The sequence below is a fragment of the Enterobacteriaceae bacterium ESL0689 genome (assembly GCA_029433525.1).
Classification (GTDB): Bacteria; Pseudomonadota; Gammaproteobacteria; order Enterobacterales; family Enterobacteriaceae; genus JAQTIF01.
Genome location: JAQTIF010000002.1, coordinates 1 through 24180, shown reverse-complemented (window position 1 = coordinate 24180; position 24180 = coordinate 1). Strand labels below are relative to the sequence as shown.

The 24180-nt window shown below is 46.0% G+C and carries 39 protein-coding genes and 1 tRNA gene; 21 read left to right on the top strand and 19 right to left on the bottom strand.

Annotation, left to right across the window (positions count from 1 at the left end):
- Positions 1 to 340 precede the first annotated feature (340 nt).
- From PT300_11875 to yccX, 3 genes are all read left to right on the top strand, one after another.
- A protein-coding gene (locus PT300_11875) for an IS1 family transposase (GenBank protein MDF7681244.1) occupies positions 341 to 1035 on the top strand; the annotation gives its coding sequence in 2 pieces (ribosomal slippage) (positions 341 to 590 and positions 590 to 1035; 696 coding nt in all).
- A gap of 283 nt (positions 1036 to 1318) precedes the next feature.
- A complete protein-coding gene (locus PT300_11870; GenBank protein ID MDF7681243.1) occupies positions 1319 to 1873 on the top strand; it encodes a YbhB/YbcL family Raf kinase inhibitor-like protein in 555 nt (184 codons plus the stop codon).
- 108 nt (positions 1874 to 1981) lie between these two features.
- Positions 1982 to 2263: an acylphosphatase gene (yccX, locus tag PT300_11865; GenBank protein MDF7681242.1), complete on the top strand. Its 282-nt coding sequence runs from the start codon at positions 1982 to 1984 to the stop codon at positions 2261 to 2263.
- Here yccX and tusE read toward each other — a convergent pair.
- Positions 2260 to 2589 (bottom strand): sulfurtransferase TusE, encoded by a 330-nt coding sequence (gene tusE, locus PT300_11860; GenBank protein MDF7681241.1) that lies wholly within the window; start codon positions 2587 to 2589, stop codon positions 2260 to 2262. The genes yccX and tusE overlap by 4 nt on opposite strands.
- Before the next feature lie 89 nt (positions 2590 to 2678).
- Entirely contained in the window at positions 2679 to 3341 is a 663-nt protein-coding gene (gene yccA, locus PT300_11855) for an FtsH protease modulator YccA (GenBank protein MDF7681240.1), read from the bottom strand.
- Between the two features lie 234 nt (positions 3342 to 3575).
- Here yccA and PT300_11850 point away from each other — a divergent pair.
- Positions 3576 to 3663, top strand: a tRNA-Ser gene (locus PT300_11850).
- A gap of 68 nt (positions 3664 to 3731) precedes the next feature.
- On the opposite strand, the gene PT300_11845 is transcribed toward PT300_11850, so the two are convergent.
- From PT300_11845 to PT300_11780, 14 genes are all read right to left on the bottom strand, one after another.
- Positions 3732 to 4760, bottom strand: coding sequence for a tyrosine-type recombinase/integrase (locus PT300_11845; GenBank protein MDF7681239.1), 1029 nt, complete (start codon positions 4758 to 4760; stop codon positions 3732 to 3734).
- The gene (locus PT300_11840) at positions 4753 to 4962 is read right to left on the bottom strand and encodes a DUF4224 domain-containing protein (protein ID MDF7681238.1); all 210 of its coding nucleotides are present in this window, start codon (positions 4960 to 4962) and stop codon (positions 4753 to 4755) included. The genes PT300_11845 and PT300_11840 overlap by 8 nt, the downstream gene beginning before the upstream one ends.
- Before the next feature lie 13 nt (positions 4963 to 4975).
- Positions 4976 to 5101 (bottom strand): hypothetical protein, encoded by a 126-nt coding sequence (locus tag PT300_11835; GenBank protein MDF7681237.1) that lies wholly within the window; start codon positions 5099 to 5101, stop codon positions 4976 to 4978.
- 4 nt (positions 5102 to 5105) lie between these two features.
- Entirely contained in the window at positions 5106 to 5582 is a 477-nt protein-coding gene (locus tag PT300_11830) for a class I SAM-dependent methyltransferase (protein ID MDF7681236.1), read from the bottom strand.
- Positions 5575 to 5919 (bottom strand): hypothetical protein, encoded by a 345-nt coding sequence (locus tag PT300_11825; GenBank protein ID MDF7681235.1) that lies wholly within the window; start codon positions 5917 to 5919, stop codon positions 5575 to 5577. Before PT300_11825 ends, PT300_11830 begins: the two co-directional genes overlap by 8 nt.
- A complete protein-coding gene (locus PT300_11820) occupies positions 5916 to 6104 on the bottom strand; it encodes a hypothetical protein (protein MDF7681234.1) in 189 nt (62 codons plus the stop codon). Before PT300_11820 ends, PT300_11825 begins: the two co-directional genes overlap by 4 nt.
- A 128-nt stretch (positions 6105 to 6232) precedes the next feature.
- Positions 6233 to 6796, bottom strand: coding sequence for a siphovirus Gp157 family protein (locus PT300_11815; GenBank protein ID MDF7681233.1), 564 nt, complete (start codon positions 6794 to 6796; stop codon positions 6233 to 6235).
- Positions 6793 to 9033, bottom strand: coding sequence for an exodeoxyribonuclease VIII (locus PT300_11810; GenBank protein ID MDF7681232.1), 2241 nt, complete (start codon positions 9031 to 9033; stop codon positions 6793 to 6795). The genes PT300_11815 and PT300_11810 overlap by 4 nt, the downstream gene beginning before the upstream one ends.
- Positions 9026 to 9289, bottom strand: a complete 264-nt coding sequence (locus PT300_11805; GenBank protein MDF7681231.1) for a hypothetical protein — start codon at positions 9287 to 9289, stop codon at positions 9026 to 9028. Before PT300_11805 ends, PT300_11810 begins: the two co-directional genes overlap by 8 nt.
- An 81-nt stretch (positions 9290 to 9370) precedes the next feature.
- Positions 9371 to 9658, bottom strand: coding sequence for a DNA breaking-rejoining protein (locus PT300_11800; protein ID MDF7681230.1), 288 nt, complete (start codon positions 9656 to 9658; stop codon positions 9371 to 9373).
- 76 nt (positions 9659 to 9734) lie between these two features.
- Entirely contained in the window at positions 9735 to 9938 is a 204-nt protein-coding gene (locus PT300_11795) for a hypothetical protein (GenBank protein MDF7681229.1), read from the bottom strand.
- Complete coding sequence (locus tag PT300_11790; GenBank protein ID MDF7681228.1) at positions 9938 to 10879, bottom strand: hypothetical protein; 942 nt, start codon at positions 10877 to 10879, stop codon at positions 9938 to 9940. Before PT300_11790 ends, PT300_11795 begins: the two co-directional genes overlap by 1 nt.
- A gap of 222 nt (positions 10880 to 11101) precedes the next feature.
- Complete coding sequence (locus PT300_11785) at positions 11102 to 11311, bottom strand: hypothetical protein (GenBank protein ID MDF7681227.1); 210 nt, start codon at positions 11309 to 11311, stop codon at positions 11102 to 11104.
- Between the two features lie 183 nt (positions 11312 to 11494).
- Positions 11495 to 11899: a helix-turn-helix domain-containing protein gene (locus PT300_11780; GenBank protein MDF7681226.1), complete on the bottom strand. Its 405-nt coding sequence runs from the start codon at positions 11897 to 11899 to the stop codon at positions 11495 to 11497.
- A gap of 75 nt (positions 11900 to 11974) precedes the next feature.
- On the opposite strand from PT300_11780, the gene PT300_11775 reads away from it, so the two are divergent.
- From PT300_11775 to PT300_11750, 6 genes are all read left to right on the top strand, one after another.
- Complete coding sequence (locus PT300_11775) at positions 11975 to 12229, top strand: Cro/CI family transcriptional regulator (GenBank protein MDF7681225.1); 255 nt, start codon at positions 11975 to 11977, stop codon at positions 12227 to 12229.
- Complete coding sequence (locus PT300_11770) at positions 12213 to 12704, top strand: toxin YdaT family protein (GenBank protein MDF7681224.1); 492 nt, start codon at positions 12213 to 12215, stop codon at positions 12702 to 12704. Before PT300_11775 ends, PT300_11770 begins: the two co-directional genes overlap by 17 nt.
- The gene (locus PT300_11765) at positions 12697 to 12843 is read left to right on the top strand and encodes a hypothetical protein (protein ID MDF7681223.1); all 147 of its coding nucleotides are present in this window, start codon (positions 12697 to 12699) and stop codon (positions 12841 to 12843) included. The genes PT300_11770 and PT300_11765 overlap by 8 nt, the downstream gene beginning before the upstream one ends.
- Positions 12836 to 13762 (top strand): replication protein, encoded by a 927-nt coding sequence (locus PT300_11760; GenBank protein MDF7681222.1) that lies wholly within the window; start codon positions 12836 to 12838, stop codon positions 13760 to 13762. Before PT300_11765 ends, PT300_11760 begins: the two co-directional genes overlap by 8 nt.
- Complete coding sequence (locus PT300_11755; GenBank protein MDF7681221.1) at positions 13762 to 15171, top strand: DnaB-like helicase C-terminal domain-containing protein; 1410 nt, start codon at positions 13762 to 13764, stop codon at positions 15169 to 15171. The genes PT300_11760 and PT300_11755 overlap by 1 nt, the downstream gene beginning before the upstream one ends.
- A gap of 493 nt (positions 15172 to 15664) precedes the next feature.
- The gene (locus tag PT300_11750) at positions 15665 to 16213 is read left to right on the top strand and encodes an ORF6N domain-containing protein (GenBank protein ID MDF7681220.1); all 549 of its coding nucleotides are present in this window, start codon (positions 15665 to 15667) and stop codon (positions 16211 to 16213) included.
- Positions 16214 to 16226: 13 nt separating this feature from the next.
- Here the strand turns inward: PT300_11750 and PT300_11745 are convergent, their stop codons facing one another.
- A complete protein-coding gene (locus PT300_11745) occupies positions 16227 to 16493 on the bottom strand; it encodes a BrnA antitoxin family protein (GenBank protein MDF7681219.1) in 267 nt (88 codons plus the stop codon).
- Positions 16453 to 16725 carry a BrnT family toxin gene (locus PT300_11740; GenBank protein ID MDF7681218.1) on the bottom strand — a complete coding sequence of 91 codons (273 nt, stop codon included), beginning with the start codon at positions 16723 to 16725 and terminating at the stop codon, positions 16453 to 16455. The genes PT300_11745 and PT300_11740 overlap by 41 nt, the downstream gene beginning before the upstream one ends.
- A 252-nt stretch (positions 16726 to 16977) precedes the next feature.
- Between PT300_11740 and PT300_11735 the strand changes: the two genes are divergently transcribed.
- The 10 genes from PT300_11735 to PT300_11690 all read left to right on the top strand — a co-directional run bounded on the left by PT300_11735 (position 16978) and on the right by PT300_11690 (position 22880).
- Positions 16978 to 17178: a hypothetical protein gene (locus tag PT300_11735; GenBank protein MDF7681217.1), complete on the top strand. Its 201-nt coding sequence runs from the start codon at positions 16978 to 16980 to the stop codon at positions 17176 to 17178.
- A 62-nt stretch (positions 17179 to 17240) separates the two neighbouring features.
- Positions 17241 to 17834, top strand: a complete 594-nt coding sequence (locus PT300_11730; protein MDF7681216.1) for a DUF1367 family protein — start codon at positions 17241 to 17243, stop codon at positions 17832 to 17834.
- Complete coding sequence (locus PT300_11725; GenBank protein ID MDF7681215.1) at positions 17831 to 18283, top strand: hypothetical protein; 453 nt, start codon at positions 17831 to 17833, stop codon at positions 18281 to 18283. Before PT300_11730 ends, PT300_11725 begins: the two co-directional genes overlap by 4 nt.
- Positions 18280 to 19989 (top strand): phage N-6-adenine-methyltransferase, encoded by a 1710-nt coding sequence (locus PT300_11720; protein MDF7681214.1) that lies wholly within the window; start codon positions 18280 to 18282, stop codon positions 19987 to 19989. Before PT300_11725 ends, PT300_11720 begins: the two co-directional genes overlap by 4 nt.
- A 5-nt stretch (positions 19990 to 19994) precedes the next feature.
- Positions 19995 to 20291 (top strand): DUF1364 domain-containing protein, encoded by a 297-nt coding sequence (locus tag PT300_11715; protein MDF7681213.1) that lies wholly within the window; start codon positions 19995 to 19997, stop codon positions 20289 to 20291.
- Positions 20288 to 20644, top strand: a complete 357-nt coding sequence (gene rusA / locus PT300_11710; protein MDF7681212.1) for a crossover junction endodeoxyribonuclease RusA — start codon at positions 20288 to 20290, stop codon at positions 20642 to 20644. Before PT300_11715 ends, rusA begins: the two co-directional genes overlap by 4 nt.
- Positions 20645 to 20685: 41 nt before the next feature.
- A complete protein-coding gene (locus PT300_11705; protein ID MDF7681211.1) occupies positions 20686 to 21294 on the top strand; it encodes a hypothetical protein in 609 nt (202 codons plus the stop codon).
- Positions 21295 to 21480: 186 nt separating this feature from the next.
- Positions 21481 to 21804, top strand: coding sequence for a phage holin family protein (locus PT300_11700; GenBank protein MDF7681210.1), 324 nt, complete (start codon positions 21481 to 21483; stop codon positions 21802 to 21804).
- Between the two features lie 12 nt (positions 21805 to 21816).
- A complete protein-coding gene (locus PT300_11695) occupies positions 21817 to 22254 on the top strand; it encodes a DUF2570 domain-containing protein (GenBank protein MDF7681209.1) in 438 nt (145 codons plus the stop codon).
- 137 nt (positions 22255 to 22391) lie between these two features.
- Positions 22392 to 22880 (top strand): hypothetical protein, encoded by a 489-nt coding sequence (locus PT300_11690; GenBank protein MDF7681208.1) that lies wholly within the window; start codon positions 22392 to 22394, stop codon positions 22878 to 22880.
- 37 nt (positions 22881 to 22917) lie between these two features.
- Here the strand turns inward: PT300_11690 and PT300_11685 are convergent, their stop codons facing one another.
- Positions 22918 to 23322 (bottom strand): type II toxin-antitoxin system HicB family antitoxin, encoded by a 405-nt coding sequence (locus PT300_11685; GenBank protein ID MDF7681207.1) that lies wholly within the window; start codon positions 23320 to 23322, stop codon positions 22918 to 22920.
- Positions 23323 to 23561: 239 nt separating this feature from the next.
- On the opposite strand from PT300_11685, the gene PT300_11680 reads away from it, so the two are divergent.
- The gene (locus tag PT300_11680; protein MDF7681206.1) at positions 23562 to 24062 is read left to right on the top strand and encodes a Rha family transcriptional regulator; all 501 of its coding nucleotides are present in this window, start codon (positions 23562 to 23564) and stop codon (positions 24060 to 24062) included.
- Positions 24063 to 24180 lie beyond the last annotated feature (118 nt).

Sequence of the window (24180 nt, the reverse complement as noted above, 5' to 3'; positions counted from 1 at the left end):
TCCCCCTGAAAATAGTTATCTGTTATCTCATTTGCCATAACACTGTACAGGAGTTGATTTTCCTTGTTACCCGGTCGATGAGTGGCATCGATGACCGGAACGTTTTGTCTATAGCTTTCTGCAATGACATTTATAGCTCGCTTAAGGCGGCCACAGAAACCTGTCAGTCACTCTGTGTGCTGTATTACATAGCAGGCAACCTGAGAGCAAATGGATATAGAACGGATATGAGGATAATATTTTGTTTTTCAAGTGACCTGATATGAAAGGCAAAATTTTCGGTCATGTATTCAACGTGTTTATCATGTTGTATAATCACTCTTTTTAACAGGTGCGCCAGATGGCTAAAATTGATGTAACATGCCCGTTTTGTCAACAAACTGAACCCGTTAAAAAGCATGGTCTGGGTAAAGCTGGATTTCAGCGCTATCGCTGTCAGTCATGCTGCCGTACTTTCCAGGTCGATTACGCTTACCGTGCCTGCCTGCCCGGCATGAAAGAACAAATTGTTGACCTTGCCATGAATAATGCGGGTATCCGCGATACCGCAAGGACTCTGCATATCAGCATTAATGCCGTTGTCCGCACTTTAAAAAACTCGCCCCACGATGTGTAACCACGTTTCCGCTGGATAATCAGCAAATCCAGCTTATCTGTGAAGTGGATGAGATGTGGTCTTTTGCTGGCAGTAAAAAGCAGCAACGCTGGCTGTGGTATGCGTGGGAGCCTCGCCTCACACGAATTATTGCTCATACTTTTGGACGCAGAAGCAAAAAGACACTGCGCAGGTTACTGAAATTATTGTCAGGTTTTAATGTTGCCTTCTGGTGTACAGATAACTTCAGTGCTTATGATCTGCTGCCGGATGAAAAACATATCAGGGGTAAGCTTTATACACAGCGGATTGAACGGGAAAACCTGAATTTGCGTAACCGATTAAAGCGACTGAATCGTAAGACTCTGGGGTACTCAAAATCTTTTGAAATGCATGACAGGATCATTGGTACTTTTATTGAGCGCGAATATTATGTTTGAGACGAAATAAACACATTGAATACATCACCAAATTTTCCCGATATCGTCCTGCCCATTATACATCATCTCAGGCATCAGCAATCATTATTATGAAATGAGTCACTTATCATCAAATGAGTGATAAGAAGATTGATGCTAAAAAATGATGTACAGATTGGCTATTATGGGTACACACTGTGTCATATGAGTACCATGCGTTCTTCAGTAATATATTCTTAATAATCAAAATAATGCGTCAAAATGACTATGCTCCCTTCAATGATAAATGATAGAGGAAAAGATAATGAATCGCAGACTCCATTTAGCCGCTCTCCTGATCACCATTATCAGTAGCAGTGCCGCAGCAGCACCTTTTCGCGTTATCAGTAGTGACATGCATGAAAAGAGCCCCTTGTCCGCGCCACAATTGTTTAAGGGTTTCGGTTGCAATGGGGGGAATATCTCTCCCCAGCTCTCCTGGGAAAATGCACCACAGGGAACCCGTAGTTTTGCGATTACGGCTTTTGATCCTGACGCCCCCACCGGTAGCGGCTGGTGGCACTGGACGGTGGTGAATATTCCCCCGACAGTTTCTGATTTACCAGCCGGTGCTGGAGATAAAGATAACGCCAGATTGCCCGCTGGCGCAGTGCAAGGAAGAAATGATTTTGGTTATGCCGGTTTTGGTGGTGCATGCCCGCCAGAAGGTGATCGGCCTCACCATTACCGTTTTACTGTGTGGGCACTGGATACGCCCACATTACCGATAGATGCCCAGTCCAGTGGCGCATTAGTCGGTTTTATGATCCATAACCACGTTATTGCCAGTGCGCAGTTAACAGCAACACTGGCGCGTTAAGCGAAGAGGAAATACTTTCATCATAGCAGGTTGTCGGTAGCAGAAATGACAGCCTGGCCATGATGTCAGTGGTGCCATCGCAATGGCTAATAAACAGAGAGTGCCACGATGCCAGCAGTATGCATGATGATAAAGGTCTATGGTTCTGTTCAGGGGGTAGGCTTTCGCTACTTCACACAGCAGGCGGCATTACGCTTAGGTCTGACCGGATATGTACGTAATCTTGCCGATGGGAGTGTGGAAGCGCTGGCCTGTGGAGAAAGAGAACAGATAATGAAGTTAATAACCTGTTTAGAGGCAGGGGGACCACGCTATGCGAAAGTGGATAAGGTCAGCCAGCAACCCTGTCGCCCGACGACAGGGTGGGAAACATTTTCTGTTTATTACTAAATACATTTTACTGGCTTAGGCAAGCCCGCAATTTTTGTCGCTTGCCGGGCCGGACCTTTCGGAAACAGGCGATAGAGATAGCGACTGTTTCCTTTTTCTTCACCTAATTGACTGGCCATTGCTTTTACCAGCATACGGATGGCTGGCGAGGTGTTGTATTCCAGATAGAAATTACGCACAAAACGTATGACTTCCCAGTGTTCGGCAGAAAGCGTTATTCCTTCCTGTCTGGCGATAACTGACGCCATTGCTTCGCTCCATTGTGTCGTGTCTTTCAGATAACCTTCATTATCAGTTTCTATTTCATTGTTTTCAAAGATAAACATTATTTCATCACATCTTATGCAAACTAATGGAGGAAGCATAAAAAAACAAGCCCTGCCTAAGCAGGGCCTGGTCTATACGCAGAAAAAGATTAGTCTCTGCTGGCAAAGCCAAGGATGCTCAACAGACTCACGAAAATATTATATAACGATACATACAGGCTGACTGTTGCCCGGATGTAATTGGTCTCGCCGCCGTGGATGATGTTACTGGTTTCAAACAAAATAGTGCCTGAAGAGAGCAGGATAAACAGGGCACTGATTGCCAGATGCAGGGCAGGCATATTCAGGAAAAAGCCAGCAATCATACCGACGAGAGCAACGACAGCACCTGCCATCAACATACCACTGAGGAACGACATATCCTTACGGGTCGTCAGTACATAACCAGAGCAACAGAAAAAGACCAGCGCTGTGCCACCCAGTGCCAGACCGATCGTATCACCCATACCTGCAGAGAGATAAGCGTTGAGCAATGGCCCAAGGATATAGCCGAGGAAACCGGTAAAGGCGAATGCTGCCAGAATCCCTGCTGGCTGATCTGCCAGTTTATAAGTCAGGAACATCAGGCCATACATGCCAGCCAGAGTCAGGATCAGGCCGGGATAAGGTAACATAAATACCGTGCTGAGTGTGGCGGTAAAGGCAGAGAATGCCAGGGTCAGACTCAGCATGAAATAGGTATTGCGCAGAACTTTGTGCGTACCGAGCAATGATGAGCGGCGACGCGATGACGATGTGATAATGCTATCCATGAATCACTCCCTTATAATTAGTTTTTACTATTTAAGCATAAAAAAAATACGTTTACATCCCCATAATTTTTACCCATCTTTACTGAATGCTCCGGCTCATCAAAGGGTACGTGTGTTTTTTATGCAATCTGTGCATATTACAGACGAACAATATATTTTTGCTTGTTTTTGAAGCAGTCGAGCAAAATCAGGCTTTACAGGGCACACAGAGATGTTTATAGTGCGCCCCATACTGGAAGTGTGGCCGAGTGGTTGAAGGCACCGGTCTTGAAAACCGGCGAGGGGCGACCCTCCCAGAGTTCGAATCTCTGCGCTTCCGCCATATTAAACAAGGGGTTACCGTAAGGTAGCACCTTGTTGTTTTCACCACATGGAATAGACTTGGAATATTCACTTGGAATATTTTCCCTGAATCGGTGGCTTATCAAGGGTAGGGGATACCTTTATTTTGCGGTCATAAACTAATACCTGACTCTCTGTTTTATGCCCACTGAATAACTGCTTGTCCCGACTACTGCCTTCATAATCTGATATCCCTTTCGCTTTTAGATCGTGAAATGTACAATCCAGAGAGTACCCTAGTTTCATTGACGCTTTTTGCCTGGCGTCTTCCCAATGGTGGCTAAATCCTCGTTTACCGAATCCACGGCCATGAGTTCCCATAATCACACAGGATTCAGGATTACCCGGTGTAGAAAACGTTTTAGCCAGTTCAAATACCTGACGCAATCTGTCACTCCACTGCTTGATCTGTCTGACGCTATTTTTCCCCTGCTGAATAAACACCCCCTGAGGGGTAATCTGACGCCACCGGAGTGCCAGAACATCAGCTTGTCTGGCTGCACACAAATAGGCTATTTCCATTGCAACGCGCGTTACAGCATCAGCCTCCTGATAAATAGCTTCATATTCGGCATCTGTAATATATCTGCTACGGGGAACAGATTTAAATTTACTTACACCTGTACAGGGGTTGCTTTTTACATATCCTCGCTCATAACCCCACCGATAAACGCGTGACATGCTGCTTTTTTCGTGATTAGCCTGTGTTTTGCTTTTTAATCCACGTTTGTCCATATAAATCCGGATATGTTCTGGCTTTATTGCGTCAGCTAAAACATTACCGAAAACAGCCAGTAACTTTTTACCGTGTTCTAAGTAATCTTTTTGCGTTCTTGATCCTAATTCACTGTAATATGCGCCAGCCAGAAATTTTTGCCATAACAATCTGAACGTCATGGCGTGATCACGTTCATTTACCAATTCTTCATATTTTTTCCATACGGTGCCAATACTCTCCTTAATAGAACAGATGGTTACAGATTCTTTCGATGTTGGCTTCCATACGTAACTATATTTGTTTTTGTATACTCTTTCTGGAAGTTTTTCATCTAATTTATTTTTTCTTTTTCTACCCATCTAAAACACCAAAGTCAGGCATGTTCAAGTTATTAACTTCTTTTTCTGTTTGTGTAAAAATACAGCGCTTAACTTTTGGTATTCCCATTCTGTTTTCAAAAAACGGAATTCCCTTACTATTTAACCATTCACGCTGTCTTTTCGCATAGATATATCCTGTTAGGTCATAAAGTTCTTTATTTGTTAGAAATAAATCACTCATCTCATGATACCCATTAATTTAGTTTGGCTGCTGGAATGGTGATATTGTTTGCTGGTAATACTATCATCAACACAACCGTATTTCCCTGCAATCCTCTTGACGCAGGAAATTCAAAGAAATAATCACCAATTTTGCTCATACCTCTATCCTCTAATAAAAATAATCCAGTGCGTTTTGTCGTTTTTGCCTGTTCGTTGGCTGATAATTGGTTTCTCGCTAGTCAGCGCGAGAATCTGGTTCACAGGGATTTGCGTTTCGTTCCACTTAAAAATCAGCACACCCTGTGGACGCAGAACGCGAAACGCTTCTTTAAATCCAGCCCGTAAATCGTCGCGCCATGTATCTTTATTCAAGCGACCATATTTCTTCCCCATCCATGCGTTATCACCAACCCGTACAAGATGAGGCGGGTCAAATACGACAACCGGAAAACTGGCATTAGCAAACGGCAGCGATTTAAAATCTGCGATAATATCAGGGCTGATTACCAGTTTTCGCCCGTCGCAGAGGGTATGTTGTTCTGCGCGAATATCGCTGAATATTGCTCGCGAGTCGCTTTTATCGTGCCAAAACATGCGGGAGCCACAGCACACGTCTAAAACTACAGGCGCGTCAGTCATCCCACGTCTCCAGTTCATCATGTATTGCAGCATCTATTTCTTCGGTTGTTGCATTTTCATTGAGATATTCTCTTGCTTCTCTTAAATATATCTCTCTGTTTTTATCTAAATAATTACTAAATTCTGGAGACCATTTTAAAACAGAACCATAAAAATCAAGTTTTGCTTTGTATTCTGCTAAATCTTCAGTCATGACAGTTGCAGTCGTTAATGCGTATTCTCTGATGTATCCGCGCAAGTCACGTTTACACCAGTACGGATTTTTAGCAGAATCACACAGGGGCTTAAACTCAACCTGCCAGCGCCTGATGCATCTTGAGGTTAATGATTTGCTCATTTTGCACCTCTTTTATTAAGATGTTCCTGTTCACGTTCTTTGATATAAGCAATACATTTGCAGATTAAATAACAAACAATAACGCCCGCTGTTATTACTGTGCCACTCATAGCTAATGCAACTAATATGATAATAACTAAAGTGGCCACTAAAACTTTTATGATTAATTCGCTGATTTTTTTCATTTATTAATCCTTGTGTTCGTATTATTTAATTTCGTTAATTTCTCTTCCATTTAGTTGTTTCACTTCGAATTCGTTTTCATCGCTCATATCTCTGCCTTAGTGTGCGGCCATTGCTGGCCGCATCCAGGTTAACGCACCAGCAAGGTTGGTGAGCCTGTTTCGAGGTGAGCACCCGGAATCGATTTGAGCAATTCCGGGTCTGGTTCTTCGCCGACAGCGCGGGCATCTTCGATTCTGGTGGCCAATTCCTGTAATGCTTTTTTCAGTTCGTCATTCTTCGGGATTGTGACGATCTCCGTATGCGACTCGACAAACTCATCTGGCAGTAGATCCACATTGTCAATCTTCAGACTTACACTACCTTTGCGGGCCGTGAAGGTGTTGAGGGTAGTTTTGAAGGTGGTACGATTGCTGGCTAGAAGGCATTGCAGCAAATAGTTTTTGAGTGCGAAGGTCTGACGCTCCCAGTGTTTTTTACGTTCGGCAACACGGGCAGCTTCTTTCTTACAGGCTTCAGCTTTTGCATCAAAGTCGCGGATAACCTTCATGGTTGCGTCGAACTTGTCTTCCAGCATCCCCTCTATGCCTTCCAGGGTATCAGCAATCAGCTCAGGGGTAAGATCCCCGCCATCGGCGGCGAGGGATTCAAGTTTGCTGATCTCTAAAGCAAGGTCGATAGTGCGGTTGTTCATGCTGTTTTCTCCTGTAATTTGGCGAGGCATTCGGATTTAACTTCCTCAAGGCGGCGGAGTCGGCCCTCAAGGTATTTGGTGTATTCGTGGTCGGCTTTTTCGCGGGCCGCTTTGAGGTGAACGCCCATTACCCGAGTGAGGGAAGAGGCGATACCGGATATTTCATTCGGAGTGACCGCGGAACGCATACTGTCGGTGTTCAGTTTGAATTTTTCGTCTAGCTCTTTACGGATGCGTGTTATGTCTTCGGCTTTATCACTGGCGTTGCGAATATCGAACTCAATGGCGTTCTCCTGCTTGTATTCAGCCAGGTCGTACATACCGAGCCACACATCAGCAGAGAATCCCAGGAGGGAAAGAGCTTTTTTGATTGCATCGGTGAGAGATTTTTTTTGTGCTTCACCGTCACAGGTAATTCCATGTTTGGTTTTATAGAGGTATTTGGTGGCACCGTAGGCTTCAACCTTACCCCGAACTTCGCCTTCAATCGCGTACCATAGTTTGATTTTGATACTGTGATTTTTTTCGGTGATAAGTGTTCCGTCAGCATCCCGCAGCAGGCGATTTCCGATAAATTTCTTATCTTCGTAGATGGCTTCGCTCATGGGGGCACCGGGGAGCATACGATCCTCCATAACCTCGAATCCCCAGCCAGTACCGATGGGTCCGAAGATTTCGGTAGCTCTCATAATCATGTACTCAGCATTTATGCTTGTACCTTCGAAACCCACGCCAGCAAGGTCTTTGGTATAACGGGGATCCGTGCGCATTACGCTGCGCCAGATTTTCATGTTGTCGCCTTTTTCAGCGAGGTCATGCTCCAGTGTCGCAGCAATGGACTGGAAAGTAGTGGTAGAAGGCGATACTACTGCTACTTCCGTTTTTTCGGCTTCATTTGAAGGACGGACGGGCTGCTGATTTCCCATCAGGTTATCAATTGAGAAAACACCATCAGCAATTTTCTTAACTTCAGTTTGCCCGGCAGGCTGTGCGGTAACTTCTTGCGGCGCTTTGTATGTGCCATTTTTACGCGCCTGATATTCTTCCTGGCTGATTTCGGTGCCGCCATCAGCCAGGGCTTTTTTCAGCCCGTTAAGTTTGTTTGCGCGCCCAACTTTTTCGCCGTCAGCCATGAGGAAGTAGAACGGGCCACTATTCTCTACAGGTGGTACTGTTTCCACCGTCCCCGTTGCTGACACATCAGAGTGATGTGGTGCCACTGTAGAAGTTTCTGGCGATTCAGATTCCAGTGAGCCAGTTGCTGCTGCCGTATTCTGTTCAATTTCATCACTTTCATTCTCTATTTTGCCGTGGGTTTTGAGATACTCAGTGATGTACCGCGTGTGTGAGTCTGGAAAGTGGTATGTATCCTCTGCCGGCACGTTACGGACCACACCAAAAATTGTCGGACGGTCATATTTGAGAATGCCTGGCTGAGCGCGGAGCTGGATTGACCAGCGTTTAAAGTCTTCGCGATCTTCTTTGATAATTTCAGTAGCCCGGCGTGTTATTGCCGGATCTGGATTGTTGGGATCAACGTCCCCAGGCCAGAGTGCCGTTGCTATCTCAATATCCAGTGTTTTATAGTTGTGCTGGTAAGGGCGAGGTGTGACCGTTTCAACAACAGGATTTGCGTTTCCGTCCTGGCGGTCTTTTTCGTGATTATCAAGCCATACAGATAGCACTGCTTTTATTTCCGGCCATTTTTTATCAGGAGCGCAATTTTCGCGAACATAATTGATAGCCTCCAGTATCCTTTCAGGATACATGGACGGAATTGGAAGTGTTTTGGAAATAGCTTCAACAATATGACTATCAAAAGTAGATGAGTTTCCCTGCTGCAATTCAATCGCTGCACCAAGCTGATCACGTGTGATTTCAGTCGTGTTATATTTCACCAGTACAGCAATACGCACTGATGGCTGTAGCCCGTTAAAATCAACGGGACTGGCCTGAACATTCGCTATCGGGTGACCCTTATCGCCATCCCATTCGTGATCGAATAAAAATGTTTCATCCCATTCTTCGGCAGGGCAGGGAATACCATCTGCGGCGACATACAGGCGAAACTCGAATTGAGAATCGTCAGCATCCGGAAAGGCTTCCATGAACAGCAATGCGGCTTTCGCTTTTGCTTGTTTATCGTTTATGGCTTCAAACGCATGGGCGATCCGCATTTCGCCATTTTCTTCAGCGGCTTCTTTCAGGCCAAACCAACAGCCAATATATTTAGGCATTTTCACCTCCGTTATTTACGGTTTGATAAGTTTCATTTAATTTTTTCAGTACGTTTTCAGGTAATACATATGAAAGGTTTCGTTTATCGCAAATCTTTAACTGGCTGATTACATACGTTGCCAGTTCTTCAGTAGTGAGATATCCCTGAGTAATTAACTCGATAATCATTTTTCGCATTGCACCAGGTGTAATACTTAATGTGATTTCATCACCGTTTGTCAGTGACAGTTTTTTAAAAGCGAGAGTAATATCCAATTTATGAAACCTCATTTATCAGATTAAGCACTTAATAAATGTTTATGCTGATAAATGCCCCGCGCTAACGAGGCGTATTAATTAGTGTGTGCATAAAGATGAAAAACTGGTACTAAATGCATTTTTATAAGCAGAGTATGTACCACTTTCTTTTTCAGTTTCGTGAAGCTGGATATATATACTTGTCAATTCATCCACTGCCTTATGAATACAACCGTATTGACCAAGAACGTAGCCGCCATCAAGAACAACAGTTGTTTTTGATGGGCGCGTATGAATTATACCGGCAATTGAATCTTCACAGTTGAATAATGCCAGTTCGCCATTAATAGCAAGTAGGTTGAAATTAATAATATTGATGGATTTCATGATGTTCTCCTGAATTCAGGTTGAGAAATATTCTGCCAGTTAAAGTATGAATAAAAATAGTGGTGCTATTTACCGCTTAGTTAATAACAGGTTCGCCGTGAGAATTAATACAAACTTCTACAAAAACATCAGTAATTCGCTTTGTTTCTGTCAGGTTAAATAAATATAGTTTTCCGTTTTTATTTGCTGAGGCGCGATAAGTTTTCCCGTCATGTTTTATCAGCATTCCTGGCCTGACACAGCCGCGAATAACTGTTTGTGTATTATGCGGCTGTGTCATTATTCAGCCTCCACAAAATTGCCGTTCTCGTCCAGACGATACCAGGTATCTGGTTTAATATCGTTTTCGCCTACCAGACTGGCGCGAACGTGAATTAAATTTCCGTCGTTATCACGATAACAGAGGATAATAGCACTACCACAGGAAGCCCTGGCCTTGCCGTCAATGCCAAATGAGGCTGCTATTGACTGCGATCCGGTGACCTCTGCCGCTGACCGGTCGCCAGTATTGGTGGCTACTGACCGGTTGCCGGTATTGGTGGCTGCTGACCAGTCGCCGGTATTGGTGGCTGCTGACCAGTCGCCGGTATTGGTGGCTGCTGACTGGTTGCCGGTATTGGTGGCTGCTGACTGGTTGCCGGTATTGGTGGCTGCTGACTGGTTGCCGGTATTGGTGGCTACTGACCGGTAGCCGGTATTGGTGGCTGCTGACTGGTAGCCGGTATTGGTGGCTGCTGACCGGTTGCCGGTATTGGTGGCTGCTGACCAGTCGCCGGTATTGGTGGCTGCTGACCAGTCGCCGGTATTGGTGGCTGCTGACCGGTTGCCGGTATTGGTGGCTGCTGACCAGTCGCCATTAACGCTCATGATCTTTTGTTCACGGGATTTATCAATTTTATTCAAGATCCACTCAATCCCACGTTGAATAAATTCTGGTAGTGTTAATTCAGCGGTAATAGTAATACTGGCACTTGCTATTTTAGTGTCACCGCGATCTGATTCGTGATCAATATCGCCAGAATTTATTACCTCTGCGTACCGGCTATTTGCGGGAGGATAATAATTAAAAACATCGAATGGCGATTCGCATGAATGAAATCCGGATTTGCAAACCTCAACATCACCTTCATGGTGATATGTTTTGCCAATTTCAAACTGGAAATCTCTACAGGTTAGATCTTTATTAAAACCTTTGTAAGTGACGATATTTTCATGATCCATAATAATTGCCTTAGTTTAATAAATAGGAGATTTAAAAAGAGCGGCTATCCGGCAGAACATTATCATCTTCCTCCTGTATATTGGTTGAAGATCCGGTAGCCGCCAAACTCACCCTCTACACACAACGGAAAGAACACTATTTTAATATCCTCACCTGTTGCACCCTGAAAAAGCTGGCGGTTGCCGGAAATGGACGGACCGCCAGAAACCAGGAAATCACAATCATATTAACGCATTCATTACCAGGGCTTGTTTATGAGCAAGAGCGAGATCCTCAGCGCGGGAATACTCATCCAGTACATGCCACCAGCGCCAGTAGCGGTAATAGAGGTCTCCGAATCTCTTGTTCATTTCCAGAGCTTCAGCGTGGATTGCGTCCATATCGGTAGCGGAGCAATTGCTGTCAGGTATTGCACGATTATCTGTCGTCATTACAAGTCTCCTGTTGTGCCTTTGTCGCCAGGCTGGCGGAACGTGTTATCTGAGAAATCACTGTGTGGTTTCGATGGGATAAACTTAATTAAAAGTAAGATAAATTGCAATAGCAATGCTTAAAAAAAATTAAGCTTATAGGCGTAAAAAACGCAACACATTGAAAATGTTACGTTTTTATTATTATTTTTTAGAGAGGTGTTTCTTTCTGACGTTAAGAAGCTCCTCGAATAATCGGTTAAAATTTTCCACCCTTGCTTCCAACTCACTGAGTTGCGCCTCTTTTTCTGACTCCGGCAGTGAATCAAACAGATCTAGTAGCCGTTTTTGCCTGTCGTCAAGTTCAAGAGGAAGTTGATCAGCAGGTAGAGGGGACTGATCTTCATCTCCGTATAGCAGCCATGTTGGCGAGCATTTCAGAACTCTACTCAGCGAGAAAAAATTTTTTCCTTTAGGTTCTGTCTCACCAGATTCCCACTTGTAGATTGTGACGTGGGAAACTTTTGCCAAATCGGCAAGTCGTTGCTGCGAATAGCCAAGCTCTTTACGCCTTAATGAGATGCGCTCACTTAAAGTATTTGTCTTCATTCTCTTAATATAAATCAAGTTGACTTACCATATGTTAAGATATAAGTTATTACCATCTTGTAAGTGGAGGTATAGATGTTAACAACCGATGCAATTAAATTTTTTAGAACTAAAACTAAGCTGGCAGAGGTCGCTGGGGTATCTCAGGCAGCAGTATCACGTTGGGTAAAAATTGGTTTTATCCCACAAGGATCTGCTGCAATTTTATCCTCTGCGTCACTTGGCGCTCTGAATTTTGATCGCGGATTTTACCAGCGACTGAAATCTGAGCGCATGAGACAGCGTAAAGCAAAACGAGAAGGGGCGCTGATTCATGAAAATCACCCCTAATCACCAGGTTGGTGTTATTACTGCTGAATTAGAGGCCTGGGCGCTGGCAGACGGCTGGAAAGCAGTTGGTCTGGCGATTACCGATCAATATCACGCCAGTGGCGGAGGAGATATTCTCCCGCCAGCAAATACCAGTGACGGGCTACGGAACGCGGTGCAACGGATACGAAGAATTTTCAGAGGCTACGACGGGCCTAAATATGCTTCGCTGGCGCGGGAGTTATATCCCGTGGCGTTATCCGCATTACCGGCAGAACGGCGAGCCAGGATTGAATCACCGGGGGATCCGGTATTGCTGGCCGCAGTTGCCGCACGGGAGAGCACAGAGGCGGTAAACGCCGTTCACCTCCGCGCAGCACCGGCAATCGTGCTGAGAGAGATTAACGAGGCGATATCTGCGTTTGTGGCTATGCGGGCAGCAGTGACGCCACTCTGCACAGATTCGCCTGAAATATACCGGAGTAATTATGCGTAGAAACAATCGATATTACCATGACCAGATACACAAAAATATAACCCGTTATCAGTTTGTGCGGTCGGTTAATCCAGTAGTGGCACTGAGAATGCGCGTCGTTCTGGAGGAATTAAAACGCAGGGAGGGCAATCGTGAGTAATGCCGCAAAAATAATACCGTTGAGACCGTCTGTAGCGGTTGAGGAGCGTTGCGTGGCGGATATCAACAATGGATTTACACGCCTGTCTAATACTCTGCTGGAGGAATATGCAGGCGCTAATCTGACAAAAAGACAATTCAAGGTTTTGCTGGCTGTTCTGCGTCTTACCTACGGCTGGCAGAGGGCTACAGACAGAATATCTAACGCCCAGATTGCACAGATAGCCAGACTGCCGGAAAAACGTGTCAGTGAGACGAGAGTGCAGCTCGTTAGGATGAATTTGTTGATCCAGATCGGTCGTAGTATCGGGCCAAACAAAAATATTTCAGAGTGGAAATTGCCAGAGAGCGTATTACCAGAGGAGGATAATTCTGACGATGAATCCCCCCTAAAACAGGGGATAAATGAAGATGAAAATCAATCCCTCAAAACAGGGGAAAATCCCTCAAAACAGGGTATACCTCAAAACGAGGGAAAATCCCCTGAAACGGGGGAAATAAAATCCCTCAAAACGGGGGAACACCAAAGAAATATAAATATATTATTAAATAATACCCCCCTACCCCCCAAGGGGGGCTGTGTCGGGCAGGAAAAAAAACCTGCTTCGCCAAAACCAAAACCAAAACCGACCCCAAAACCTGCCGTAGATTTTCAGGCTGTGGTGCAGGCGTATAACACCGAACTGGGTGACAGACTGCCCAGGGCTGAGGCGCTGAACGAAAAACGCCGGAGGGCTATCAGGCGGCTGCTGTCGGAACTCAGGGAGCCAACAATCGAGTCCGTGGAAAATTATTTCGCTGCGTTTGCCAGACTGGCCAGGCCGTTTTATTTCGGGGACAACGATCGGGGCTGGAGAGCGAATTTTGATTACCTGCTGCGCTCCGATACGCTGCTGAAAACCCGTGAGGAGTCGCTGTGATTAACCCTGAACTTGCAGTGTTGCCACCGAACAATACCGAGGCTGAGCGTAGCGTGATTGGCGGGTTGCTGATCGACGACGACAACAGCGAGCGCACGCAGAAAGTTTTAGGTCTGCTAAACCCTGAAATGTTTTACACTCACGCCCACCAGGTGATTTTTACTGAGATGCAGAGGCTGTACCGGGCACAGACCCCTGTGGATTTACTGACTCTGTTTGATTCACTGGAAAGCCGGGCGCTGTCCGAATCGGTAGGCGGGTTTGCGTATCTGGCGGAACTGTCAAAAAATACACCCAGCGCAGCGAATATTGTTTCCTACGCTCAGTCAGTGCGTGACGCAGCTCTGGAGCGCTACGCTATCCAGCGGCTTGCAGAGGCGACAGAGTTGTTTTATGCCCGCAACGGGATGAATGCGACTGAAAAATACGAATCAGTGCAGGCAATGCTACTGCAACTGTCAGACCGTGAGAAAACCGGTCATAGCCGGGGTGCCAGGCCACTGATTGAGGTCGCTGATGAGTGGCTCGCTGAGGTGGACAAACGGTTTGATCCCGACCAGCGATCTCGCGGGCTGTCAACGGGGATACCGTCACTGGATGCGCTGTTGGCCCCTAAAAAATTAATTCGCGGGGCGTTACTGGTTATCGGTGCCAGGCCAAAAATGGGGAAAACAACGCTATACGGCCAGTTAGCGATCAACTGCGCACTGAACGAAAATTTACCGGCGATCCTGTTCAGCCTGGAAATGCCTGGCCCGCAAATCCTGGAGCGGATGATCGGTCAGCTCTCTGGCGTCAATACCGATATTTATTATCGTGGAGCAGACACTAATCAGGAATTTTCTGTTGGCACTGCGGCGCTGGGCAGGCTAATCGATACGCAAAATATTTTTATCGACGATACCCCAGGAGTGGGGCTTGCCCATATCGTTTCAGAATCGCGCCGTATTAAACGCGAGAGGGGAAAGGTTGGGATGATACTGGTTGATTACCTGACGCTCATGAAAGCTGAAAAAGCGGAGCGTAACGATCTGGCGTTTGGGTTGATCACCAAAGGCCTTAAAAACCTCGCCAAAGAGCTGGACTGTATTGTTGTATTGCTGACACAACTTAACCGCGAGCTGGAAAAACGAATAAATAAACGCCCGTTGCCGAGCGACTCGCGCGACACAGGCCAGATTGAGCAGGACTGTGATTACTGGATAGGAATCTACCGTGAGGGAGCCTACGACGAGAACGCGGATCAGGCGGCAACTGAATTGCTGTTGCGGTTGAACAGGCACGGCTCGACAGGGGTTATTTATTGCGATCAGCGAAACGGAGCTATCTACGACTGTGACCAGGTAGCAGCGGCTGAACGCAGTCGCGAGAAAGAAAGACGCGAGACAGCGAAAAAAGGCGGTTTTTAGTAGTGTTGGCAGTATCAGGTATCCGGGGCTATATTCACAGAGCAACCGCAAAATCGGTTGCCGGGATTGGAACCCCGGATATCTGTAGAGACGCATAACCGCGTTAGCGGTTTTTTTATGCGTAAAGCATAGCCATTTACGATTTATGGTGGGCTGTGTGGGGGAGCCGAAAGGCTCGCCGGTTGGTTTCTACGGTAACGCTAACTCCGCACACTCCACCGCCAGCAAGATTAGTAATGATTGACAATCAGGCGAGGTCTGCTGCATACTGATCGTACTAGAAAATATAGGCGGTCGTCCGCACCCGATAGCCCTGCGGTTTTTTTATGTCTGCAATCTGGCATAAACACATCCGAACAATGACCGGGTGGAGAGGCGTTAATACAATACCCGCAAGGGGAATATGCCCGGAGCTACCTATATTGCTCTAGTTGACACCCGATCGCCAGCTACTAACTGGTAAACGAACACTGAAAAATATAGGAGGCCAATTATGGTTACTCAATTTTCTGTCGAAACTCTTTCTCCGATCACTCATAACAAAATTCCCGTTATAACCACTGAAATTTTAGCGCAACTTTACGGTACAGAATCTATTCGCATTCAGCAGAATCACTCCAGAAATTCCGAGCGGTTTGTTGAAGGAAAACATTTCTATAAATTAACTGGGGATGAACTTAGAGACATAAAGCACAGACTATCTTTAAGCGAGTCTGTGAAAATCTCACCTAAAACGAGATCCATCATCCTCTGGACAGAACGCGGAGCCGCTCGCCACGCAAAAATGTTGGAAACAGACCAGGCGTGGGAGGTATTCGAACGACTGGAGGATTGTTATTTCAACCAACAGGACAGGCAGAGAGAGCCGGGCAAAATCGATCTCGATATACTCCTCGCCGTCCGTGATAACAAAATAGCGTATATCCGCAACTATGAGCCTGGCAAACTGGTCACGGCAGAGGAAGCGCTATCAATACTCAAAGCGCACGGCTGGCTGGTGATGCCGAAGGAAGAGCTGGCTGGCAAGCTGATGGCGCTATAGGTGAAAATTCTGGCTATCTGTGTTCTGATAACCACTCTTTTAAAGCGTCGTCCATACGGGTCTGCCAGCCTTTACCGGTAGACCTGAATGCCTCGATAACCTCTGGAGAATATCGGATAGTCACCGATTGTTTTGTTGGCTGTGTTGATGCTGGCCTGCCCCGACGAATTATTTTTTTTCCGTCGTGCAGGGTAGCATTTTCAAAGAAGGTATCGTTAAGTTCTGGTGCGTCATCAACGTCAACCCAGGTACTGTTTGAATCGTTTAATCTCTCGCTCATTAGCTTTCCTCATCGAGATAATGCGGCGTGCCTGGCCGCGTTGAGTCCAGACCATAACAACCAGTCTGGCATCCAGTTTTCCCACAGTGATATTCCTGATCTCTCCGTAGTTCTGCCGGTTATCTTCGGCGGTAAAGTGGATACCTGCGAAAACCTCTCCAGCTCTGGCAAAATCAATACCACGCTCCAGCAGTGTTTTTTTTCGTTTATTCTGGTCGTATTCGATTTTCATATATTTATTGTAACTACAATAAATGTTAAGTCAAGAAAAGATAAACCAGATTTCCGACTGGTTTTTTTGAATCCAACTGATTAAAAATCACGCAATCAATTGATTTTTATCGACATGATCAAAAATAATGCTCCAGGCACTGGAGAACGGTACTGGTTTTATATACAGTATCTTAGTGCCGCTTATCTCAAACAATCCTGACATGTTGAGTGATATAAGCGAAGGAATTCAAAAACATGCTGGAGCAAAGCGATGATCATACCTGACCATTTAATTCGTGGTCTGAACAACAGCACAAGACCAGTTGTGCTGTACAGGAACGAATACGGAGATGTTGTTTATGGCTTTGTGCTGCGCCATGATGAATTTGTAACCAGTGTGCAGCAGATGGCTGAAGCGCGGAAGGCTGCGGGATTATCGGTTGTTGATGATAGTGCTGATAATCCGCTATAATAACCAAACAGGCCTGAACAACCTGATTCTGATAAATCACTGTGTCACCGGAGAGATAACCGATGGCACAGATTCAACTGATAAAAATCAATTCCACAACCCTGACCCCGGCAACGCCAGAGGCCAGCGAATTTCTGCAACGTATCAAAACAGGTGTGTGGCTCAACTGCGACGTCAGGCAGGCCAGAAACTACCTGTTCCACAAGCGTTTTTTTGCACTCCTGAATCTCGGATTTGACTACTGGACACCAGCAGGCGGGACTATCACGCAGGCTGAAAAACAGTATCTGACTGGTTATATCCGATACCTAATCTCAATCGTTGGCAACGGCGAAACCCTGTACGAAACAGAGAGCGAATATACCCGCCGTGAGGCACAACGCCGGGCTGACGGTCACGCTGTCGTTAAATCGTTTGAGGCGTTCCGCCGCTGGGCCACAATTGAGGCTGGTTTTTACACCGAATATATCCTGCCTGATAACACCCGCCGCCGTGAGGCAAATTCAATCAGTTTTGCCAGTCTGGACGAAACAGGATTTCGTGAGGTTTACAAATCTGTTTTTAACGTCCTGTGGAACACAATTCTGCGCCGCAAATTTCCGTCACAGCAGGAAGCTGAAAACGTGGCAATGCAATTACTGGAGCTGGCCGCATGAGGAATATTAAATCTGAACTCGTTGAATTTATCAGGAAAAATCCTGGTGCAAAGAGAAGTGAAATTTTTAGTGAGTTTAAAAAGCTGTCGTTTTCAGAGGTGGACAGCGCGATTTATCAACTCGAAAAACACGGGGAGATTATCTGTATCAACACCGGGCGATACGTTTATTTCGTCGCAGGCGAGGGTGCTCTTGAGCGGTATTTGCTGGGGAAAAATACCAGTGATCTACTGGATCTGGAAACGACAGCAATTGAACTGCGGGAAAAACACCTGTATCGCCGTGCTGCTACGGTCTGGCAGCAACTGTGTGATTCAATAACCGCGACTGAAGATCTGCGTGATTGCTACGTATTTCTGAAAAATCTCTGTATTGGCTACGCCAGAAAACCGGGGAATTCTGTAGAGGATTTTAATCTGGCAGGGCGTTATTGCGGAGATGATCTGTGAGATACGGTTCTGTGTGTAGTGGGATTGAGGCGGCATCCGTTGCGTGGGAATCGCTGGGCTGGGAACCCGCCTGGTTTGCTGAAACTGAGCCGTTCCCGTCTGCGGTACTGGCTCACCACTGGCCGCACGTCACCAATCTGGGGGATATGACGAAAGTCGCCGCCCTGATTGCAGATAATCAAATCGAAGCCCCTGGTGTGCTGGTGGGGGGCACCCCCTGCCAGGCGTTCAGTATTGCCGGATTACGCAACGGACTAGCCGACAGCCGTGGCCAGTTAACTCTCTCCTACGTGGAATTAGCCAATGAAATTGATAAAAAACGCCGCGAACGCGGGGAACCAGAATCAGTTATCGTCTGGGAAAACGTCCCCGGCGTCCTCAACAGCAGAGATAACGCGTTCGGCTGTTTCCTGGCGGGACTGGCCGGAGAGCGCGACGAACTGCAGCCACCAGGGGGCAGGTGGACAAACGCGGGTTGTGTGTCTGGCCCCCAACGAGATATTGCCTGGCGAGTTCTCGACGCTCAATTTTTCGGAGTGGCCCAACGCCGCCGCCGTGTGTTTGTTGTCGCAAGTGCTCGAAAAGACCTCGATCCCACCCAAATACTATTTGAGTGCGACGGCGTGCGCCGGGATACTCCGCCGCGCCGGGAAACGAAAACGGAAATTACCGGCACTACTGGAAAACGCGCTGACGGCGGTAGCCACTGGGACAATCCAGCCAATCCACACCCAACCCTGAATCAGTCAAATAACACGGGTGGAATTGGTCAGAGTAATCAGGAAATTTTCGCCCAGCGTGGTTCCGGGCTGGTATCGGATAGTTATTCTGATATTGCCAGAACGTTACTGGCGAAATCTAACGATAGCCTGGCCGAGGATTTAGACACCTATACCCTCACAAAAACAGATATTCACGGCGTTGTTGCTAACGCGCGGGTTCGCCGCCTGACTCCCGTTGAGTGTGAGCGGTTGCAGGGATTCCCGGATAACCACACACAGATCCCCTGGAGAGGTCAAGATGCGGTTGATTGTCCGGATGGGCCGCGTTACAAAGCGATCGGCAATAGTATGGCTGTGCCGGTCATGCGCTGGCTCGGCCAGCGCATTGCCGCTGTACTACCAGTAAACAGCACAGCAGAGGCTATTCAGGCTCGCCCCTGTTTTGGTGGCAGCAATACCCCGACACCACTGCGCAATCTCTGGCAAACTCCACCGGAGATATTTGCTGCGCTAAACGCTGAATTTATATTCCAGTTAGACGCTGCCGCCTCCGCCTATAACACACTGTGCCACAAATTTATTACCGCAGAACAAAACACACTGATCACACCGTGGAGCGATTATCTGAGTACAGGCTACGTCTGGCTGAATCCGCCCTACAGCAATATCGCCCCGTTTATACGCAAAGCAGCTGAGGAAAATAAAAATCACCAAATCGGCACCGTCGCGCTGTTGCCTGCTGATACCTCGGTTGGCTGGTTCAGGGAGGCTATTCAGACGGCCAGTGAGGTGCGGTTTATTACAGGTGGACGACTGTCATTTATTAACCCGGAAACCGGTAAACCAGTCAACGGTAACAATAAAGGTTCGCTGCTGGTGATCTGGCACCCGTACCCGCGCACGCACTGCCGGTTTACAACTGTGGAACGTGACGAATTACTAAATTTTGGGAAAAAATTTTTATCCCGCCTGGGGGCAGCATGAGTCAAGTGATCAACCTCAGGAACGCAGCGCGTGGCCGCGAGTGTACTGTTCGTATTCCGGGTACGTGCAATCACAATCCTGAAACCAGCGTATTAGCTCACTATCGACTGGCTGGCACCTGTGGTATCGCCTGTAAACCCGACGATTTACAGGCCGCTATTGCGTGTAGTGCGTGCCACGACCTGATAGACGGCAGAACGAAATCCACTGAATACACCCGTGAGGAATTGAGGCTGTTTCACGCTGAGGGGGTATTGAGAACACAGGAAATCTGGCGCAGGGAGGGGTTAATAAAATCATGAGCGAATATCGGTTTACCCTGCCGTGGCCACCGAGCAACAACCGCTATTACCGGCACAACCGGGGGCGTACTCACGTCAGCACAGAGGGGCAGAATTACCGAAACCGGGTATCTGAAATAATCAGGCTCGCCCGGCTGGATATCGGGATAGCGTCGCCAGTGAAAATAAAAATCGAGTGTTACATTCCTGACCGCCGTCGCCGTGACCTGGACAATCTGCAAAAAGCGGCGTTTGACGCACTGACGAAATCCGGTTTCTGGCTGGATGATTCACAGGTTGTTGATTACAGAGTAAAAAAAATGACCGTTGTTAACGGTGGAAAACTGGAAATAACAGTAATTGAAATTGAGTGAAGAAATAACATCAGGCGATATAAACAAGCAGGAGAATAGCTATGAAACTAACGCCAATATTCTCAATGGTGAATTTTGCTGATGACGCACATTTCCGGCGAATATGGCGGCACCCTAAGCGAACAATAAACCAAAAACAAAGCTTGTGGGTTCAATACCTGTTAGCTATTTGGGGAAATGTTTATCGTGATGATGATTACCTGATAAGAGAAACTAATATTATCGGTAAGCTGATGGTTCGTGGGAAAGAAGAAGAATCCACACAGATTGAAAAAATAATCATGCAGCTATATGACGTGTATGGGTTGCGTGGCGATGAGTTGTTTCAGAACGCACAAGCGCTGATTATGCAACAGAGACAAAGAAACAAGATCATTTCCTGTATAGAAAATTCAGATGACGCAGCATTTGTCGATCGTGTGCTGAGAAAGACATTCCACAGAGAAAACCCCGTCAGAGATTTTGCAATCAGGAAATATTGTGGTCAGCATACGATACAGCGTATTGCAAGGGAAATACAATATTACACGGGTAACGATATCCAGTATTGTCGTAAACGCGTTACCTGGTGCGAAAGAGTACTTGAGGGCGAAATGTTTTTCGCGCTTAAGCGAGAATTACAGCATGAATCACAGGGATTAGCAGCATGATTGTAAATGTTTTGTAAATCTATTGATTTGGGGAAATGAAAGTATATAATCTCAGGTATAGTAGGGAGTAAACAGTAAAACAAAAAACTGCTAACCGATATTGCCTATTTGATGCTAAAAAAGAATAAATTTAATGCCCTGAGTTAATAGCTCGGGGCATTTTGCATTTAGTGGCCGAAACGAGGAATGATAATGCCATGGAAAAATGAACCGGGCTTAGTTTCGGTGATCCTCGCATTGGGGATGACACTATTTGGTACAATTGCCAGCTATGCATATAAACTCCTGGGAGGGGATAAATTTAGCTGGCGCACGTTATGCCTGCAAATAATCGTATCAATGTTTGCAGGACTCCTGATGATACTGCTAACCAGCTACTGGGGTTGGCCGCTGGAATTAATGGGTTGCCTGTGTGGGCTGTCAGGTTGGGCGGGACCGAAATTTGTCATGATCCTGGAAAACAAGTTCCTTGAAAAGGCTAGTTCTATTGGCAATGATAAAATTAATTAATCTGGAAATCCTATGCCAAATATTCAAGCTATTAAAAGCGCGATACCGATATTATTTCTGTTTATAATTATTGGGTTTATTACAAAATTAGGGTATGACAACGCGCATCTGCAAAAAGAAAATGATCGTTTAGGTGAAGATAAAAAATCTCTTGAAAACGAGATAACACAATTAAACTCAAAAAATATTGGCCTTGCTGAAACATTAAAATCGCTAACTGAACAAGTGGGCGAACAAAATGAAATCATTAAAACAGAATCACGCAGACGTGCGGCGGCAGAAATGAGGCAACAACGATTACATGGTGAAATTGCTGAAATGTTACGCGGTGAAAAATGCGCTGTTATTGATATTCCTGCTGATGTCGTTGACCGGTTGCGCGCGCAGGCAGACACAGTACGAGGCAATCAGGGTACAACCACCTCCGATACCAGCAACCCAGCTAATTGAAACGAAAGTCCCTGTAATCCCCCAAAAATTCACATATGGGATGGCAATTCTTCTTATCCCAACACTCCTTGACGCTATCGATGAATGTAACGGTAAGCTTCAGACAATAAACAAAATTGAATCCCGCAGGAGATATAATGACTGAGCGCGTAATAGAAATTTCAGGAAAAACAGTCGAAGTCGCATCCCCCGGAGACGCGGTTAATATTCCTGTGGCAACGGCATCTAAATTGGGCGGCGTTAAGATCGGCGCTAATCTTGAAGCCCCCGGTGGCGTGCTAAATGTTCCCTATGGTGACGCATCACATGCAGGTGTTCTAAAGATCGGATCGCGGCTTTCTGCCGAAACGGGCGGCATCGTAAATGTGGCTATAGCTAATCGTACTACTTACGGCGTCGTGAAAACAGGTGACACAATTATTCTTGGTCAGGATGGCGCATTTGATGTACAGGTAGCGGGGCTTAACTCACCAGGAATAGTTAAACAAGCGGCTGCGGTTGCTGACACACAACTTGCTGAAGTCACAGATATTGCAAGCGCACAGACTGCAATAAAAGCGCTGTCTGATACTATTTCAGCGCTACAGAAGTCATTGCGTAATGCGGGTGTTATGGCAGCAAAATAACTCATTTTATCCCCGCGATAGCGGGGAATGTAGGTAATTAACTTCTGGCAATTTCTTTTCTTACTAAATCAGCGAGAAAAGCAGAGCGATTTTTTAAGCCACGCTGTTCTATGTAGCGATCCATCGCAGTAATCAGATTGCCAGGCATGGTGAGATTGAATTTCACGGCTTTCGTTTCATATTTTGATGGGTCTATATCCACCATCGCCAGAAAGCCGCTGTCTTCAGTTAATCGTGAATCACCAAGATATACCGCTGGATCATTGGGCGCTGGTACGTGAGCGCCTTGTTCCGTTAACACCTCCATGTATTGTCCGAAAGCTGATTCAGCGTTGCGAACGGTCGATTCAAGGGTATCACCCGCAAAGAAACAGCCTTCAATATCAGGAAAATAACCATCAAAGCCATCGATGGTTTTAAAAATAAAGAGCGGATAAATCATATGCACCTCAAATAATTACGGTTAATGTACGTTGCAGAAAGGGGCGGCTTGCGCCGCTCCCTGTTATAACAATTTCAGTCCTGAAATTTTCTGCGCCTGTCTGATAACTCCTTTTGATGAATCTTTACGGGGATATCGGTGCCTTTCTGTGGGCCGGATTCCTGTGTGACAAGGTTCATCACTAAAAGGTAAATATCGTGAATAAATTACAAATAGTTCCTGAGTTTGATTTTCATGAAATGGTCAAAATTGCAGGTAACAAAGTGCTGACTACAAGCCTTAACGTAGCGAAATTTTTCGGAAAAAGACACGATAACGTTCTAAGAAAAATCAGGCAGGTAGTGAGTGAATGTCCTGATGATTTTGCAGCCCTCAATTTTGAGGAGACTGATTTTATTGATAAAAATGGCGATATCCAACCCATGTTTAACATGACAAAAGATGGTTACATTTTGGTTGTCATGGGATTCACCGGAAAGGCTGCCATGAAAATCAAGATTGCCTACATCAACGCCTTTAACTGGATGTACAAGTCACTCCAGGCAGGTCGTCGCCAATTCGAAGAAGAGCGAAACGCACTAATGCTTGAATACATGAAAGAAAAAGACGTCGCCAGCATGTCAGGCCATTTGCTGAGCCGCTGGGGAAAAGTTAAAAAACCGATACTTACAGCGAAAATTAAACATCTGGAACAGATCGGACAGATAACTATTCCAGACTTAAAAGCCGAATGTAGTTGATAAAAAGAAGTTGTTTAAAAAGAAATCAATACAGGTATGGGTGACAGTAAAAAATATCTTAAATATTAACAAAAATTTTTCCAGCCTTTATCTAATAGAAATATTACAGAGAAAAATA